At 54.8% G+C, this 16,950-nt stretch carries 12 protein-coding genes and 1 pseudogene; 8 read left to right on the forward strand and 5 right to left on the reverse strand.

Annotated features, from left to right (window positions below; genetic code table 11):
• Positions 1-3 precede the first annotated feature (3 nt).
• The 3 genes from AC1Q6Y_RS24890 to AC1Q6Y_RS24900 all read left to right on the forward strand — a co-directional run bounded on the left by AC1Q6Y_RS24890 (position 4) and on the right by AC1Q6Y_RS24900 (position 2,079).
• Positions 4-378 carry a type II secretion system protein gene (locus tag AC1Q6Y_RS24890; protein WP_057715487.1) on the forward strand — a complete coding sequence of 125 codons (375 nt, stop codon included), beginning with the start codon at positions 4-6 and terminating at the stop codon, positions 376-378.
• Entirely contained in the window at positions 353-892 is a 540-nt protein-coding gene (locus tag AC1Q6Y_RS24895) for a type II secretion system protein (RefSeq protein WP_492625368.1), read from the forward strand. Before AC1Q6Y_RS24890 ends, AC1Q6Y_RS24895 begins: the two co-directional genes overlap by 26 nt.
• Before the next feature lie 863 nt (positions 893-1,755).
• Positions 1,756-2,079, forward strand: coding sequence for a DUF6124 family protein (locus AC1Q6Y_RS24900; RefSeq protein ID WP_057715485.1), 324 nt, complete (start codon positions 1,756-1,758; stop codon positions 2,077-2,079).
• Between the two features lie 168 nt (positions 2,080-2,247).
• Here the strand turns inward: AC1Q6Y_RS24900 and AC1Q6Y_RS24905 are convergent, their stop codons facing one another.
• A complete protein-coding gene (locus AC1Q6Y_RS24905) occupies positions 2,248-2,688 on the reverse strand; it encodes an NUDIX hydrolase (protein ID WP_090454722.1) in 441 nt (146 codons plus the stop codon).
• A gap of 88 nt (positions 2,689-2,776) precedes the next feature.
• Positions 2,777-4,150: a nucleotide 5'-monophosphate nucleosidase PpnN gene (gene ppnN / locus AC1Q6Y_RS24910; protein ID WP_057715483.1), complete on the reverse strand. Its 1,374-nt coding sequence runs from the start codon at positions 4,148-4,150 to the stop codon at positions 2,777-2,779.
• Between the two features lie 233 nt (positions 4,151-4,383).
• Between ppnN and AC1Q6Y_RS24915 the strand changes: the two genes are divergently transcribed.
• On the forward strand, positions 4,384-4,911 hold the full coding sequence (locus tag AC1Q6Y_RS24915; protein WP_492588030.1) for a DUF3087 family protein: 528 nt from the start codon (positions 4,384-4,386) through the stop codon (positions 4,909-4,911).
• Positions 4,912-4,995: 84 nt separating this feature from the next.
• A complete protein-coding gene (locus tag AC1Q6Y_RS24920; protein WP_492625369.1) occupies positions 4,996-6,540 on the forward strand; it encodes a sensor domain-containing diguanylate cyclase in 1,545 nt (514 codons plus the stop codon).
• Positions 6,541-6,580: 40 nt separating this feature from the next.
• On the opposite strand, the pseudogene AC1Q6Y_RS24925 reads toward AC1Q6Y_RS24920, so the two are convergent.
• From AC1Q6Y_RS24925 to AC1Q6Y_RS24935, 3 genes and pseudogenes are all read right to left on the reverse strand, one after another.
• Positions 6,581-7,468: pseudogene (locus AC1Q6Y_RS24925) on the reverse strand (LysR family transcriptional regulator).
• Between the two features lie 206 nt (positions 7,469-7,674).
• Positions 7,675-10,221, reverse strand: coding sequence for a hypothetical protein (locus AC1Q6Y_RS24930; protein ID WP_492625370.1), 2,547 nt, complete (start codon positions 10,219-10,221; stop codon positions 7,675-7,677).
• Between the two features lie 55 nt (positions 10,222-10,276).
• Positions 10,277-13,381: an amino acid adenylation domain-containing protein gene (locus AC1Q6Y_RS24935; RefSeq protein WP_492625371.1), complete on the reverse strand. Its 3,105-nt coding sequence runs from the start codon at positions 13,379-13,381 to the stop codon at positions 10,277-10,279.
• Positions 13,382-13,607: 226 nt separating this feature from the next.
• Here AC1Q6Y_RS24935 and AC1Q6Y_RS24940 point away from each other — a divergent pair, with 226 nt between their 5' ends.
• Genes AC1Q6Y_RS24940 through AC1Q6Y_RS24950 form a run of 3 tightly spaced genes read left to right on the forward strand, consistent with a single transcriptional unit; the run spans position 13,608 to position 16,943 of the window.
• Positions 13,608-14,972 carry an MATE family efflux transporter gene (locus AC1Q6Y_RS24940; RefSeq protein WP_492625372.1) on the forward strand — a complete coding sequence of 455 codons (1,365 nt, stop codon included), beginning with the start codon at positions 13,608-13,610 and terminating at the stop codon, positions 14,970-14,972.
• Positions 14,969-16,150 (forward strand): 3-dehydroquinate synthase family protein, encoded by a 1,182-nt coding sequence (locus tag AC1Q6Y_RS24945; RefSeq protein ID WP_492625373.1) that lies wholly within the window; start codon positions 14,969-14,971, stop codon positions 16,148-16,150. The genes AC1Q6Y_RS24940 and AC1Q6Y_RS24945 overlap by 4 nt, the downstream gene beginning before the upstream one ends.
• On the forward strand, positions 16,143-16,943 hold the full coding sequence (locus tag AC1Q6Y_RS24950; RefSeq protein WP_492625374.1) for a sugar phosphate isomerase/epimerase family protein: 801 nt from the start codon (positions 16,143-16,145) through the stop codon (positions 16,941-16,943). The genes AC1Q6Y_RS24945 and AC1Q6Y_RS24950 overlap by 8 nt, the downstream gene beginning before the upstream one ends.
• Positions 16,944-16,950: the final 7 nt, after the last annotated feature.

Below are 16,950 nucleotides of genomic sequence, written 5' to 3' on the forward strand. Positions count from 1 at the left end.
CATATGCGTCGGCAAAAGGGCTTTACCCTGATTGAACTGATGGTGGTCATGGCAATCATCGCGACCCTGATGACGATCGCCTTGCCACGCTACTTCAGCAGCCTGGAAGCTTCCAAAGAGACCACCTTGCATCAGAGCCTGTCGTCCATGCGCGAGGCGCTGGATCATTACTATGGAGACACCGGGCGTTATCCCGATTCCATCGAACAGCTGGTCGAACTGCGCTACCTGCGCAACCAGCCTCTGGACCCGATTGCCGAGCGCAAGGACACCTGGGTCATAGTCGCGCCACCGGATGGCGTGGCGGGCGGGGTGGCCGATATCAAGAGTGGGGCCAGCGGGAGGGCGCGTGATGGCAGCCTGTATTCCGAGTGGTAAACCTTCGAACCAGGACGGCTTCACCTACCTGGGTGTGCTGTTTCTGGTCGTCGTGCTGGGCATGGGCCTGGCCAGTGCCGGCGAGTTGTGGGCCACCGCTTCGCGCCGCGATCGCGAAAACCAGTTGCTCTGGGTCGGTACGCAATATGCCCAGGCGCTGCGCAGCTATTACCGCAGTTCGCCCGGTATGGCCCAGTATCCGAAAGAACTCAAGGACCTGTTGCAGGACGAGCGTTTCCCGTCGGCCAGGCATCATCTGCGGCAGTTGTACCCGGAGCCGATGACAGGGGGCGAATGGGAGCTGATGCGTGATTTTGACGGGCGGATCAGCGGTGTGTACTGCCCGTCCGAGCAGAAGCCGCTCAAGCAAGAGAATTTTCCCAACCAGTGGGCGGACTTCAAAGGCATGGCCAGCTACAAGGATTGGCAGTTTGTGGCCGAGAAAGTCTCCTTCGAAGGTACCGACGGGCCGCCGAAAGAACAGTCCACCGGGCCCCAGGCATTGCAGCCTTGAATCGCAGGAGCGGGATTGCTTGCGAAGGCGGCCTGACAGCCGACCTGTCTTTTTGTTGACCGTGTACATATCCATTGCTGCGGTAACGGCTGCTTATGGTTTCGCCCTTACGGCGAGTCCCTTTTGTCAAACGACACAAAAGGAACCAAAAAGTCTCGCCCCTTACGTACGGCCCCTCGCTGAGGCTCGGCGTTCCTTCGCTGCGGTATTCATCCGGGGGCATTGCCCTCCGGTCGGCTTCGCTTCGACCTACATGCAATGAGTTCGACTGCGTCGAACGGCGCTGCGCGCCAATCCCCGGATAAACACCTCCACTCAGCCTTCCGAGGGGGCGGGTGGATCAAGATCAAAAGCTGCAGGCGAGCTAACGCTCGGCCTGATGAGTGGTGAGAAGCGACGCGGTGGTGCGGGATGCTCTGCTTTTTGCTCTTCTGTGGGAGCGAGCTTGCTCGCGATGGCGGTCTTACAACCAACGATAATCCTTTGGCTCACACCACAGGAATTTGTGGATGTCAGAGGCGGCTGTAGGACCAGGAGTGAGGCTACACCGCCTTGCGTCGTTGCCTACATCTACGCCAGAATCCGCCGGCTTGTGGGCCTTGGACCCTGATTCTATCGTTGCCGGGTCGCTGCAAATTCAGCGATCGGGTTTCGCAGCCCAGGTTAATCAAGGCGCTCAGCGCCACCGTTTCCTTGCAGTTGGCGCTTTTGTTCGCCCACTGTTTTGCGTTATGGCGGCTGTGCGCGGGAGACTTTCGGGTCTGCCGGGTTCCTTGATTCCCGGTCTGCGAACCCGCGTATGGCCGCCTCCTTCTTCGTTTCGCAGCGAATTGTGGCGGCTCCATCAATCAAGGAGCTTCGTCATGGTCAAACCCACGCCAAATCCCCCCGAATCAAAAGCCGATACCAGTCAGCGTGCATCAACTCTCCACCTGAAACCTGCCATCCTCAAAAGCATCGCCCCTCACAATCCCAGCACGATGTTCGTCATCGCCCCGAACATCGACACCGAAACCCTGTTGGCCCACGCCTGTGAATCGCTGGCTTCAGCAAGCGTGATGGCGACTGATTTCGCCACGTTTCTGGACGGCCCCCAGCGCAGCATGCTGCTGGGTATCCAGCAGGTGATCATGCTGGCGGACCTGGCGGTCAACCGCGCTCTGGATAATGTTGCCCCATTGGACTAACCACAGAACCTTTGTGGCGAGGGGGCTTGCCCCCGTTGGGCTGCGCAGCGGCCCCAAAATCAGGCAATGCGGTTTTTCAGGCTGACCGCGCTGAGTGGATTTGCGACTGCTGCGCAGCCGAACGGGGGCAAGCCCCCTCACCACAGGAGTTGTGTTCGCTTGCACGCTTCAGGCGTTTTCCAGCATCGTGATCAACTGCTCCGGCCACACCGTTTCTCGGGTCTCTTGCAGCTCTGCCACCGACCACCATTTATGGTCAGCCATTACCCGGACTTCGTTCGCCGTCCATCCCTCCCGGGACAGGTGTTCACTGTCGGTACGAACCACGAAATAGCGCTCAACGGACAACACCGTTTCGCCGCTTGGCAGCATCATCGGAAAACTGCGTTCTGCAACGCTCGGCCCCACCGTGTCGATGCGTAAACCCGTCTCTTCAAACAGTTCACGAACCGCCGCAACCTCAAAGGATTCACCCTGTTCAAGCCCCCCACCGGGCGTCGCCCAGTGGCTTTGGCCAGCGAGGGCATCGTTTTTGTGTTGGAAGTGAAACAGCAGAACCTGTTGCGAGGGATTGATCACCAGCAGTCTGGCGGAATTACGTTGGCGCATTTTTTCTTTCCATAGAGTGCCGCGAACCGCAGCTTTCACTGCGGCTCGCGACGGTAAAGCTCATGTCGGCGTTATTACACCGAAAGGGTTATGCCACCACCCGATAACACGGCACATACGCCGCGCCGCCCGGCAGTTTCATCCGGTGCTGGGCGACGAAGGCTTTGAGCAGCAGGTCCAGCGGTTGCATGATCGCCGCGTCGCCACGGATCTGGTACGGCCCGTGTTCTTCGATCAGGCGGATGCCCTTGTCCTTGACGTTGCCGGCGACGATGCCGGAGAACGCGCGGCGCAGGTTCGCTGCCAGTTCGTGGGACGGCAGGTCGAGGCTCAGTTTCAGGTTGGCCATGTTTTCGTGGGTCGGGTCGAACGGGCGCTGGAAGCCTTCGTCGATTTTCAGCAGCCAGTTGAAGTGGAACGCGTCGTTGCGCTCGCGGCGGAACTGCTTGACCGCCTTGAGGCCCTGGGTCATCTGCCGCGCCACTTCGGCCGGGTCATCGATGATGATCTGGTAGTGCTGCTTGGCGGTTTCGCCCAGGGTCGCACCGACGAATGCGTCCAGTTGTTCCAGGTACGGCGCGGCGTGTTTCGGCCCGGTGAGGATGACCGGGAAGGGCAGGCCTTCATTGCCCGGGTGCATCAGGATGCCCAGCAGGTACAGGAACTCTTCGGCCGTACCGGCGCCGCCCGGGAAGATGATGATGCCGTGGCCGACGCGGACGAAGGCTTCCAGGCGTTTTTCGATGTCCGGCAGGATTACCAGTTCGTTGACGATCGGGTTCGGCGCCTCGGCGGCGATGATTCCAGGTTCGGTCAGGCCCAGGTAGCGGCCGCCGTGGATACGTTGCTTGGCGTGGGCGATGGTGGCGCCTTTCATCGGGCCTTTCATCACGCCGGGGCCGCAACCGGTGCAGATGTCCAGGCTGCGCAGGCCCAGTTCGTGGCCGACTTTCTTGGTGTATTTGTATTCTTCGGTGTTGATCGAGTGCCCGCCCCAGCACACCACGATCTTCGGCTCGACGCCAGGGCGCAGGGTGCGGGCGTTGCGCAGCAGGTGGAAGACGTAATCGCTGATGCCCTGGGAGCTGCTCAGGTCGATGCGTTGGCTGTCGAGTTCGTTTTCGGTGTAGACGATGTCACGCAGGGCGCTGAACAGCATTTCCCGGGTGCTGGCGATCATTTCACCGTCGACGAAGGCGTCGGCCGGGGCGTTCAGCAGTTCCAGGCGCACGCCACGGTCCTGCTGGTGAATGCGGATTTCAAAATCCTTGTAGGCTTCAAGGATGGTCTTGGCGTTGTCGACATGGGCGCCGGTGTTGAGGATGGCCAGGGCGCACTGGCGGAAGAGGGTGTAGGTGCTGCCGGAACCGGCTTCGCTCAATTGCTGGACTTCCCGTTGCGAGAGTGTTTCCAGGCTGCCTTTGGGACTGACGGAGGCGTTGATAACTTGGCGTTGGGTCATTCAATGATCCTTAAAACGATGTCATTCACACAACAACAACGAATGGCATCCGAATAATGTGTATTCATGAAAGAAGATGGCACGAACTGCGCAGTCTCGCCATGTCCCCGCTTGACGATGAAAAGATGAAAAGGGGCCCCAGCATAGCTAAATCCCGCGCAGAGGCGATAATGGCCCGCAGTCTTTTTGCCTCAAACCCCTTTTTACCATTGAAGCTCAGGAAACCCGACGCAATGTTCGAAATCCAGCCGATGAACGCCCAGACCTACCGGCAACAGACACGGCGCAGCACGGTCATCATTGCCCTGATCTTTCTGGCGCTGGCGATGGTGCTGTCCACGGCGGCGGTGGCTCTGTTCGGCACGCCGGGAGGCGACAATCTGCGCTTCAATGCCGGTGGCGTGTTCGTTGCGGTGCTGGCGATGGCAGCGTTGATGCGCAAGGTGTTCTGGCGCCAGGAATGGATGGCGCCGGCGGTCTACAGTTGGCAACTCAAGCGCAGCCTGATGAGCGTTACCAATGTCATGCATCATGTAACGGCGGCCGTGGAAAAGGGCGATCCGGTTGCGATGAAGCTGTTGCGTTTCTACCATTTGGGGTTGAACCAGATGCATCAACTCGATGGCAACTCCAGCGACCATGGCCAGTTGCTCCGCGAAATGGATCAGCACAAGGAACGAATGCAAGCGCTGGGCATCGACACCGAACAGACGCGGCTGGATCCGACGTGGCTGGAGGCGGTAAAGCAGGCGTCGCGCTAACATCATTGCGAGCCTGTATCAGGCATAGTCAGCAAAAGAGGCGATCAGGAAGAGTCGCCCTGTCACAGACAATCAGGGAGCACCATGGGACATCCATCGATCAACGATCATATTGAAATGCTCCGGCCAGCGGTGCCCCGGCTCAAGGTTCGCTCGGCGGTGATCCTGCTGCTCGCAGTGTGCCTGTCGATGGTGGCTATCGTGATCTGGGAAGCCTGGAGCTCGCGCCAGTACTACCTGCATGACAAGGAAGTGACGATGTCCAACCTTGCGCAGACCCTGGCATCGCAAGCGCAGGCAACGATCAAGCAGGCCGACACACTGTTGTTCACCCTGGTCGATCGGCTGGAGCACGAGGGTGTGGATCAATCCCGGCTGCCGGCATTGCTCAATGCCCAGCGCAGTGAGTTGAGTCAGCTCCATGGCGTGTTCGTTTTCGACGAAAAAGGGCAATGGATCGCCAACTCCAACGGCGCCGGCCAAACCGGCGTCAACAATTCCGACCGCGAATACTTCACCTTCCATCGCGATAACCCCAGTCGTGGGCCGCACATCGGGCCGTCGATCAAGAGCCGTTCGAGCGGTGAATGGATCATGACGGTTTCGCGCCGGTTCAATCATCCCGACGGCAGCTTTGCCGGGGTGGCGGTGGCGACGATTTACCTCAGCCATTTCCTGCAGCTCTACGACAGCATCGACATGGGCAGTAACGGCGTGATCAACCTGATCGCCGACAATGCCAGCATTGTCATTCGCAGACCCTTCAAGGAGGCGGACATCGGCACCAGCCTCGCCAAGAGCCCGTTGTTCAACGAGTTGTTGCCCAAGGGCGACGCAGGTACCGCCACGCTCAGGTCGATCGTTGACGGTGTTGAGCGGGTGACTGGCTATCGCCGGGTCGAGGGTTATCCGCTGATCGTTTTTACCGCGGTGAACAAGGATGAAGTGCTCGGCAGCTGGCGCAAGGAGACGCTGCTCAGCGCCGGTATCGTCACGCTGTTGCTGGGTTTTCTCGGGGTACTGGGGTTTCGGCTTATCAAGCTGATGAGGCAGCAGAATCTGGTGCAGGTCGAGTTGCTGGACACCCAGGACAAGCTCCTGGAGGTCAATCGCAACCTCGAAGGCCTGGCCCTCAAGGACGCGCTGACGGGGCTGGCCAACCGCCGTCAGCTCGACGCTTTCATCGATGCCGAAATGGGCCGTGCCCGACGCAGCCAGTCCGAATTGGCGCTGTTGATGATTGATGTCGACCATTTCAAACCGTTCAACGACCGCTACGGCCACCTGGCCGGTGACGAGTGTTTGCGCAAGGTCAGTGCGATCATCACGGACAGCATCAAGCGTCCCGGTGACCTGGCCGCCCGCTATGGTGGCGAAGAGTTTGCCGTGGTGCTGCCCGGCAGCGACTATGTGGGGGCATTTCTGGTGGCGGAGAAAATCCGCCGTGCGGTACTGCAGGCCGACATTGCCCACAGTGACAGCCCGGAAGGCACCGTGACTGTCAGTGTCGGCGTCTGTGCCAGCAATGCCGCGTCCCCGGTCCGCCCCGAAGACCTGATTGGTGCGGCAGACAAGGCGCTGTACGTGGCCAAGGCCAGTGGGCGGAACATGAGCGTGATTGCCAACTGAACGTCGGGCGTCAGGTAAACCGGTCCGTTCCCTGGACCAGTCAGGTGGCCAGGTACGATTTCTTCAGCTGCTCCAGCCACCAGCTCAGGGCGCGACCGTCATGGTCGCCACGCCAACCGGCGTACAGGATGTTCGGCTCTCGCGGGTCGGCCATTGGCTTTTCAACCAGCGTGCCGTTTTCAGCAGCGAGCCAACCCTATGCCGCGGCAGCCAGCCCACTCCCAGCACATTGCACTGGGCGAGGATTTTTGCGCGCATGGTCGGCACGGCCAGCACCGGTTGCCCCCCCGGTGACGCCGTAGGTGCTGCCCTCGGTGACTCTGGACGAGTCGGCCACCACAATCGCCCGGTGCTGCGCGACCATGGCCCGGGTAATCGGGCCTTTGGCCTTGGCCAGCGGGTGTCTGGGCGACACCGCAAACACCCATTCCATTTCCCCCAATTGCATCCAGCGCAAGCTGGCAATGGCCGGCGGTTCATTGGTGGCACCAATGACCAGGTCCGCACGGCCTTCGCGCAGGGCTTCCCAGACCCCTTTGAGCACTTCCTGGGTGATGCGCAGCGGCACGCCGGATTGCAGCGCATCGAATTCGTGGATCACCGGGATCAGGGGTTCGAACTCCAGCAGTTCGTCGGTCACGATCCACAAGCGGCTCTCCCAGCCGTTGGCGACTTGCTGGACCCGTTGGGTCAGGCGCGAGACGTCCTGCATCAGCCGCGCCGCTTCGTTGACCAGCAACTCGCCCGCCGGGGTCAGTTGCAAACGGTAGCGGCGGCGATCGAACAGCAACGCATCGAAGCGCTCCTCCAGTTGCCGCGCCGCATAGGACACGGTCGACGGCGCCTAGCCCAAGTGCGCCGCCGCCCGCGACAGACTGCCGGTTTCGCGGATGGCTTCGAGCAGTGCCAGGTCTTCTGTCGACAGCATGTGCAAAATCCTTGAGGGGTAATACGGTATCTACAGAAGAATATGCGTTCCCTGAGTTTCGTGTGCGGCAATAAAGATCGCGACCATCCCCACAAGGGCCACTACGCAATTATTGTTGCAATCCGGTTGCCTGGTTACCGGTGCCTTCCTGGTTAAACTCGGTGCCGTCGCCGGAGCCCGTAGTGCTGACAAGTACGCCGGGTGGTTTAACGTGGACTACGCCATAACTGATAGACGGAGGAAATATATATATCCGTAGTGTAGTGTTTATAAAGAAGAAAGGGATCTTCCAAGAAAATAGGGTCCTGATGCGCAACCCGTTTTGCCAGCGCGGCACGTATCTCAGGGCGATTGGAGTTAGAATTCCAAAGGCCATTTTGTTCTGCAACGCAAACCAGCGAAAAATCATTTTCGGTCGCAAGATCCTTTGCGCAGGCAATGACACAATCCAATAGCTCATCCGCCAAGTAAACAGTTGAATAGCTTTTTATCGGATTTATGCCGCGAATAAGCAGCGCATTTTCGTAGTGGATGCTTAAGGTATACAGCTGTACATTACCTATTACTTTTCCTAAACGCTCACTGAATATATTTAAATGGAAGTGATCGGCTCGCTTGAAAAGTTCCCGATTAATGTCGGTGCAAATTCCACTCGTTGATTTTGCAAAGAATGATGCTGCATTTTTAGATAGGTAAATTCGGATCTGGTCATGGATTTGTCGCCGTTGGCAGATAATGTAGCGATAGCAGTGCAGGTGTGGAATAAAATTCAGACTGAAATTATTTAATCGTGCGCGCTCTATATGCACACAATGGTCTTGCAATTCAGATAGTGTGTTTTTCAACTCGCTAATGCCCGCGGTGACCGGTCTGAATAGCGTGTAAATAGTTTCGGCGAGCGGCAAGCTCTCGTGGTTACCGAGAGTTACGCCATCAAGCATATTTAGGCTGTTTTCTGATATTGGTGAAAAAACAGGATTATTGCCAAGTATCCTCTGACTGGATTGCAGATTGCTGCTGCGTAACGAGTTGATGAAAGGCGCCAGGTCTTTACAACCTAAACAGAGAGACATCCAGTAAGGTGTGGTAAGACCGTGCTTCACGGCATTTTCGAGCATTTTTGTTTCTGCAATTGCAGCGTTTGCTCTGATGGGTTCCATCGCGGCCAGGGTGGTCAGCAACGTGGCAAGCTCGGTAGGCGTTTTGGCGATCACGTTGCGCAACAGTGTGCGAAGCCGCCCCAGCGTATCTTTGTCACGTATGCGCTCCAGTAACGACTCCAGGGCGTCGATCGCGGAGGGATGGATAAACACCAGTTGACGAATATCGGTCAGGATCCGTTGATTGACAAACGTGGAAAGCAGGCGGTCTCGGCTAGTGTTGCTCTGAAGTAACAGTTTGGCCGAAGGATTGCCCAGCACTGTCCACAGCAACTGGAACAGCACAATGGGGCAAACGGCGTTGCTCAAGTCTCCGTGGAGCTGGGCCTGGAGCGAGAGAAATCGTTGCGCCATGGCCGGATCAATTCCGTAGTGATGCAGGGCAGGTTCCATGTAGCGTAGCGCTGCCCGGGATGAGCATTGGGCCGCAGCAAGGTCTTGATAGGGGTTGAACGCCCGTAAGGATTGTTCGACCAACAGCGCCTGATGTTCAGATTCCAGTTTTGAGTAGGCTTCGTAGGCTGTACCGTTTTCAGCGTCCATGTCTGCCAGAACTTCGTGCGCGGGGGGCTTGAGGTGTTTAGTGGGGGTGGTTGCTTCCAGCGCCTCTTTGAGTGGGCCCAGGGTCAAACTCACGGCAGAGGCGATACTGCCCGACGTTTCTCGCGCGCCTTGCAGGCGCCGACGTATCGCAATCCGTTTACCATTTTTCGCGCTGGCAAGGGGCTGAATTGGGGGGGACCCGTTGTAACTGCTGGAGATTCGAGGTGACGGCTGGGTATGAAGGATCAAGTCTTGCCAGCGAGCGGTTGCCTCATCCAGTTCCCAAGAAATATCAGGCGCGAGCAGTTCGATAATATGTCCAGTGATGGTGGTCAGTAAGTTCTCGTTCGCGTGGAGACCAGGTTCATGATGAGCAATCACGAGATGCAGTAAGTCGGGCAGGGCACCTGTTCCCTTGACAAAAAAATAAAAACGCTGCGTGCCAAACATCAACTGTTCGGTCGTGTAAGCACTGAACAGGGGAGAGCTGAAAAAGCTGTTACCGCTCAGTGCCGTTAACTCACGTATTCGTTGCTGCTCATGGAAGTCTGTCGACGACGGCGCCTGAAGCTGCACAAAGCCTTGCTGCTCAAGGTGAAGTCTGACCAACGATATGAGTTGGCTGGCCTGATGATTGCGATGCCTGAGGGATTGCCGACTTTTTGCATCCTTCTCCGTCAAGAGATCAATTTTTTGCGATTGAAGAATGATGGAGAATTGCTGGAGAACGACCTCGTATTTATTCGGATCTATTCGCGGGCTGGCTGGACGCTCATGGGCATCCGGCCTTGATCTTAACAGGCCGCTCACCGAGACGATGTCCCCCCGGCTAATCTCGGCCGTGGCGTTTCTGAGTGTCGAATCCAGAACAATGACCTGCAACGAAAAATATTGGCTGGCCACTCGCAGGAACGTGAGGCCTCCCAGCTGCCGGACAGCCTCGCAGCGGCCACTGAATCTCACTGTCTTCTCTACAAGCTTAGGCAGTTCGTCTAAATGCAGAAGTAACGATGTATCACTATTTTCAGGTGTTTCAGTGAGTTGACCCATCACAATGATCGTCTCCTGTAAAGAGTGTGTCTTAACACTGCACCACTACTTGCTGTCACTTCCCGATGGCAAGTAACTCATTCAATGCCTGCTTGAAGCTGACCAACAGGGCGTGCACGCAATCGTCAGGAATGGCGTCACGGTAGTAGGAAAGACTACCGACCAATCCGCTTTCGGTACGTAGTGTGTTAAGCGAAACATCGGTCTTAATCCCGCTGGACGGAACCCCGATACCGTGGAGCTGTGAGGTGCCTAATTGGCGCTGCCGTGAGGGATAGTTATGGTGGTTATACCAATAGGGAAATCGGGAGCCGTAAGCGACAGCGCGGGGCGAACAGTTGGCCTCAAAAATATGCGGCGGCAGCATGGCGTGGCCATAGGCATCCAACACACAATGATTGACCTGCTCCAGCAGCCGCAGAGAAGGAGACCATTCAGAAAGCCGGGGTCGAATCACCATGGGGTGAACAAAATACCCCACTACCGGCTCCAGGGCCGCGTCGGTCCGGTTGGCTACTGGAGAGCGTACGTAGAGGTCGATCGTGCCTGTGTTTCTGGCGAGAGAAACCAAGAACGCAGTGAGGATAACGGTATAAAGGCTGAAGCCTGTTCGGCTGCACAATTGCGCGATTGCGGGGTATTGCGCATCCAGGTTGAGCGGTAGAACGGCACTGCGATAGGTAAATTGCTGAGGCCGCTGAATAGCACCGCGCAACGGAAAGGGTTCGGGCAGTTGTTTCAGTGTCTCTTGCCAAAAAGCGCTATGTCTATCCAGCAGGTTTTCAGCCAAACGTTGATGTTGGGCATCAGTAAATTCTGCGTATTGCAGGCAATATTTGGCTTCGTCAGGCACGCCGGTAGCGAGTAACGACTGATAGTGCGCGCAAAGCTGGTCCATCAGTACCGCACCTGACCAGCCATCGAATGCAATGTGATGGGCGGTGATGATCAGCACGTCATCCGTCCCTTGGCATTCAAGGTAGGTTGCCCGAATCAACGGTGGATGTCTCAGGTCAAAAGCGGTCAATGATTCTTCAACGATCAGATCGGCCACGGTTTGGCTGATATCGCTTTCAAGCGGCAGGTTTATCAGGTGAAAAGGCAACGGAAACTCATCAAGGGCGTGTTGTGAACGACGCCACTGGCCGTGTGAGTTGAGTTCGAAACTGCAGCGTAACGCTGGTTGCTGTTCAAGTACGGCGCCGAAGGCTTCGCGAACCCTGGCCACTGAACACTCGCCTCGAATGTAAAACGCCATCACCACATTTTCCAGATAGGCTGGGGTTTCGGGGGGCTTTTCAAGAATCTCGCGTTGAGCCAGTCCGGGCGTATCTTCGCCTTCGCGCTTGCGCCAGGCTTGGGCGTCCAGCAATAGGCTGTTTTCATCACCCTGGCGTGCGCTGCCGTTGAGCAACCCCGCCTGCTGAGCCAGTATCGGATGGTCGAAAATATCTTTGGGGGTCAGGTCAACATTGAAGAGGTTGGCAATTCTGCCAAGCAGCATCATCACCGAAAGGGAAGTCGCGCCGCATTCAAAAAAATGGCTGTCGGCCGAGATCGCCTGGTGGCTGAGGATCTCTTTCCAGATAGCTTGTAATCGATCCAATGTCGAAGCGTCGCCAGTGACTGACGGTATGATGACACTGGGTTTTACATTCATCTCACGCAGTGCGTTGTGATTGACCTTTCCGTTAGGCAAAAGAGGCAGATTGGCAAGCGAATACAGCTGGCTGGGGTGCATGTAGGCGGGGAGTTGTGCTGAGACTGTCTGTTTGATTCTTTGCTCAAGCAAGTGAGTCTCAACGTTGGCCTGTGCTACGTAACACGCACAAATCTGTTTTTCTCCGCTAACCAGAGTGTCGAGATAGACGGTGGCGTAATGCACTCCTGGTGTTTGTTGGACAATTTGCTCAATGGCCAATAGCTCGACCCTGTGCCCATTCACCTTGTGCTGACTGTCGCGCCGACCCAGGAAGGAGAGCTCTCCGGAGGCTGAAACAATCCCGATGTCTCCGGTTTTATAAATGCGTACTGGCTTTCCATCAACGTTGAGCGTTGAAAAACGCAGGGCGTTATCGCCCGGAGTATTGACATACCCTATCGCTACACCTGGTCCAGCGATCGCAATTTCCCCCTCTTGCTCCCGCGTGACTGGGCCACCCTGTTCATCCAGCAGATAAACCTGCATGCCGCGAATGGGGTTACCAATGGATGGAGGCAAATCTCTGCCGGTATCCTGGTTCACGCGCCAAAAAGTTGCGTCGATGGTCGTTTCGGTAGGCCCATAGAGATTAACCAGCTGACTTTGGGTCTTCGAAAAGAACTGATCGACAAGCGCCCAGGTTAATGACTCACCACCGCAAAAGACCAATCGGCAGGGAATATGCTCGAATTGCCTTAATCGCACTAATTCAAGTAGCAGTGTCGGAACAAATTGCGCAATCGATATATGCTCTTGTTGCAGTGTCAATAATATGCCAAACGGATGTTTAGCATAAGCGGCGGGCAGCATGACCGTACAGGCGCCAGCCGCCAGCCCAGTCCACAGTTCCCATACGGACGCGTCAAATGCGACCGAGGTTCGTTGCAATATGATGTCTGTTTCAGTAACGCCAAATTCATCTATAAACCATTGGGTATGATTCAGTAACCCACCATGGCTTATTAGCACTCCTTTAGATTCGCCTGTCGAGCCAGACGTATAAATGCAGTAAGCCGGCGTCTCACTATTTGGAAGATTCGTCCTTTTCCGTTGATAGCTATCATTGACAATATCTTGGGGGTTTACGATCCTCTCAGAGAATCGCTGAGGAAAAGATACAGGGGCGTCGCAAAAAATATGCTCAACCTTGGCGTTGTTCAGCACGCTCTGGATTCTTTCCTTTGGGTGTTCGATGTCTATTGGGAGATAGGCACTGCCATGCTTCATGATTCCCAAGCAGACGGCTACCAGTTGGACTGTTCTCTCCATGGCAACAGCGATAATTCCATGGTTTGCGGCACCCGTTTGCTCCAGGTACGCAGCCACTCGCTCCGCTTGTTCGTTCAGTTGCCTATAGGTTAACCACTGTGCCCCGCATTTAACGGCGACGCGATCAGGGGAAGCGGTTACGTGATGTAAGATCATGTCTATAATGCTGTCGTAAGTGCGATGACCCATATAAAACATCCCCTCGGCAGACAGATAATCGATGGCTCACCAGTTATCGTGCCGGCTACGCAATTAAGGCACAACTACCAATTTTGGTAGTTGTGCGCTTCCACGCAGGTACTATTCTTCTACCCATTCGCACTGCAGCAAGGCACTCCCGCGTAGTGCTGTAATTCCGTTAGAGTGAGAGGCTATGCTTGCTGATTATATAAGGGTCGCAAAGAGCATTTCGCACATGTCAATTCCCATTGGGGTGGGAATCGTTATTCAATCCTTATATCTGGTTATTGATTTGTTTTTTGTCAGTCGGTTGGGCGCTGATGCCATAGCAGGGGTCACCTCTACAGCCACCGCTGCTTTGCTTACCGGCATGTTTGGCCAACTACTGGGGATAGGTGCTGTGTCCTTGATTGGCCAGGCGTTGGGGGCAGGGAAGTATGCACAGGCGCGTACGGTTTTTATTCATGCAGGGCTGATGGCTATCGCTTGCGGTGTATGTGTTGTCGTTGCGGGTTATATGGGCGGCGGGCGCGCCATGTCAGGGTTTGCCTCAGGTGAGGCCGCACAAAAGATGGGTGAATCCTATTTGTATGGCTATATGCCTGGATTAGCGCTGCAAATTATTATCACTGTGACAACGTTCGGGCTGCGTGCAGCTGGCGAGCCCTATGGGCCCTTGGTTGCTCAATGCATTTCCGTTCCAATCAACCTGGTTTTGGCGCCGTTACTGATCTTCGGTGTACCGGGTATCACCGGGCTTGGCACGTTAGGCGCAGGAATGGCTACAACCCTGGCAACCTCGGTTGCAGCGGTGATCATCCTATATAGAGCGGTTGTTCGCTATCGTCATTTTGCACAGCCGAGAATAGCGTTTTGCTGGGAGAGCGTTATCGCACGACGAATCATCTCAGTCGGCCTGCCAGCTGGCTTGGAAACGTTTGTGATTTATGTGTACACCGGACTGATGTATTGGGCAGCTGCAAAACTGGGCGCGCAAGTGCAGGCGGCAGTCGGGATTGGGTTAATGTTAATCCAGGCACTTTTTATTCCATCCGTTTCGGTTGCTTATGGATGCGTTCCAGTAGCTGCATACTGTTTTGGCGCCAACGATATTGGCAAAGTCAAAAAAATATATGTTGTTTCGTTGACGATGGTAGTGAGTACTATGCTGTGCTTGACGGCAGGGTGCTTTTTGTGGGGAAGTGTCATGGTGTCTTTTTTTTCCAGCGACAGCCATGTAGAAGGTAAGGCCGCCTATTTTCTGACGTGCATTTCGTTGAACTTTGTGATATCGGGCCTGATACATATCAATGGCTCGATATTACAGGCGTCCGGGCGAACGGCCTGGTCGTTGCTGGCTATTTGTACTCGCCTGGCAATATTTGCTTTCCCCTTGTTATTTCTGGTCAGTCTGAACAAAGTCACCCTTCAATGGTTATGCTTGCTCTCGAACTTTGCTTTTCTATCTCAGGCGATAGTCAGTAGTTGTGCGGTGAAACTTGTCATAAAGCGACTTGTGCAGGTTGCACCAGAGCCTGTAGCCGCCACTTCGCTGGGATTTGATACGTTGTTAATGAATAAAGAGGGGCGTAGATCATGAGTAACTTAATGAGCTTTTCAAATAGGTGGCATTCAGTATCTGAGCTAAAGCAGGGCGACAATCGTTATGCAATTAGTACCACTCTATTAAGGGAGTACAAGATTTTTCTTTCTGACAATATATTTTCAGAAAGCTCTGGCTTGCTGGAATCTATCGTCGACACCGCCTCTGTCATGGTTATTTACACTCCGACCGTAAATGCTCTGTATGGAGAAGCCATTCGCAGAAAATTCTCTCAGTTGAAAGGAGGAGAGCGTGTCAATTTTTTTGAGCTTGCCGTAACCGAGGAAAATAAAGAAATTGAGATGTCGCTGGAAGTGTGTCGCCTGGCGAAGGACGTCAGCTTGCCAAGAAATGGCCAGATTATTGCCGTCGGTGGCGGCGTATGCCTGGACATTGTCGGGTTTGCAGCTTCGATATACAGGCGCGGTGTAAAGTGCATAAAGGTTCCGACTACATTCATTGGCATGATTGATGCCTCGGTCGGCATAAAGAACGGAATTAACTATGATGGTAAAAAAAGTGTCTTGGGGGCATTTTACCCGGCGGAGTATACCTTTGTTTGCCCTTGTTTTTTAAAGACCCTCGCCGTAGAGCATTTAAGAGCCGGTTTTGCGGAAGCGATCAAAATAGCCATCATCAAGGATGCAAAACTTTTCAGGCAACTGGTCAGCGTCTCGGCTCACATGAATGAGGAGAAACTCCAAAGCGCAATAGGCTGGGAGGTTATTGACCGCTCTGTGGCTGGCATGCTGACGGAATTGTCTGAGAATTTGTATGAGCTTGATAGTTATCAGCGGTATGTCGACTTTGGTCATACCTTTAGCCCTCATATTGAATCGGCGACTAACTATAAAGTGAGTCATGGTGAAGCCGTGGCTATCGACATTGCCGTATCTGCCGTTATCAGTGCCCAACGCAATCTGCTGGCGTGGGATACCTGCCATGTCATTGTTAATGCGCTGAAAAGTGCAGGCTTGAGAGTGACTGTCCCCGCAGAGGTCGAGACAGCAGCCCTGTATGAATCCTTGGCGGCGATCGTTGCGCATCGTGCCGGAGCGCTGAACCTGGTTATCCCTGTAACGATTGGCACGGTTGCTTATATTGAACACTGGCGTGAGCTTTCTTGCGGGCAGTTGCAGCAGGCGGTTACTTACCTGGAATCCTACGATGACTAACGTAGGTTGCGCAGCCTGGAGCTTGCCCGAATCTGGCCTGCCTGGCACTTTGCCTGATGGAATGATGATGCACGTGGGCATCCAGACGCTGTCCCAGATGCGTATGTTGAGGGCGTGTCGTGTCGGCAATGAGCAACAGCTGCGTCAATGTCTGGGGTGTAGCGATAGTCGTCAGAAAATCAGTGCCCTAGGATTGAATCTGGTTGAGGACTTTGGCCTGAATAGTTATGCCGGGAAAAAATTCCAAACTGAGTTTTTTGAGTTTTGCCTACATGTTTTCCATGTAGCAGAATTTTTGGATATATCTGCCATTTATATCCCGAGCTTCAATAAAAATGAAATAGTTGGGGCTGATGACCTTGCCGAAACGGCAGTATTCTTCAAAGAGTTGTGTCAATCGGCGCAACAACACAAAGTCTTGATTGCCAGCGAAAACAGTTTGTCGGCGGAAAAACAGTTAGCGCTGGTGGGGCAGGTTGGTGAACCCAATTTCAGGGTGCTTCTGGATATTTTTAATCCAGTCCGCTGGGGGCATTCAGTTGAAGACATTATTTCTTCAGTTCATCCCTATTTATTCTCCCAGGTTCATGTCAAGGATGGTGTACTGCCTGGTTATGGTAATGCCCTTTTAGGGCAGGGTGAAGGACGTGTTGCTGCCATTATTGAACGAATAGAGAAACTGGGGTTTTGTGAAGCCTACATCCTTGAAAATGACTACTCCAAACTTTCCATGGATGGGCTGAACGCCGATATCGCTTTTCTGCGCTCATGTCTTTCCGGTACGCAAGGGTAAATATCAG

The sequence above is a fragment of the Pseudomonas sp. GW823-FHT06E10 genome (assembly GCF_058794995.1).

Bases quoted from the DNA above. Each gene is read 5' to 3' on its own strand.
- AC1Q6Y_RS24920 (WP_492625369.1), top strand. From the start codon at position 4,996: ATGGGACATCCATCGATCAACGATCATATTGAAATGCTCCGGCCAGCG.
- AC1Q6Y_RS24945 (WP_492625373.1), top strand. From the start codon at position 14,969: ATGAGTAACTTAATGAGCTTTTCAAATAGGTGGCATTCAGTATCTGAG.
- AC1Q6Y_RS24915 (WP_492588030.1), top strand. From the start codon at position 4,384: ATGTTCGAAATCCAGCCGATGAACGCCCAGACCTACCGGCAACAGACA.
- AC1Q6Y_RS24900 (WP_057715485.1), top strand. From the start codon at position 1,756: ATGGTCAAACCCACGCCAAATCCCCCCGAATCAAAAGCCGATACCAGT.
- AC1Q6Y_RS24905 (WP_090454722.1), bottom strand. From the start codon at position 2,688: ATGCGCCAACGTAATTCCGCCAGACTGCTGGTGATCAATCCCTCGCAA.
- AC1Q6Y_RS24895 (WP_492625368.1), top strand. From the start codon at position 353: ATGGCAGCCTGTATTCCGAGTGGTAAACCTTCGAACCAGGACGGCTTC.
- AC1Q6Y_RS24930 (WP_492625370.1), bottom strand. From the start codon at position 10,221: ATGGGTCAACTCACTGAAACACCTGAAAATAGTGATACATCGTTACTT.
- AC1Q6Y_RS24935 (WP_492625371.1), bottom strand. From the start codon at position 13,381: ATGGGTCATCGCACTTACGACAGCATTATAGACATGATCTTACATCAC.
- AC1Q6Y_RS24940 (WP_492625372.1), top strand. From the start codon at position 13,608: ATGTCAATTCCCATTGGGGTGGGAATCGTTATTCAATCCTTATATCTG.
- AC1Q6Y_RS24890 (WP_057715487.1), top strand. From the start codon at position 4: ATGCGTCGGCAAAAGGGCTTTACCCTGATTGAACTGATGGTGGTCATG.
- AC1Q6Y_RS24950 (WP_492625374.1), top strand. From the start codon at position 16,143: ATGACTAACGTAGGTTGCGCAGCCTGGAGCTTGCCCGAATCTGGCCTG.
- ppnN (WP_057715483.1), bottom strand. From the start codon at position 4,150: ATGACCCAACGCCAAGTTATCAACGCCTCCGTCAGTCCCAAAGGCAGC.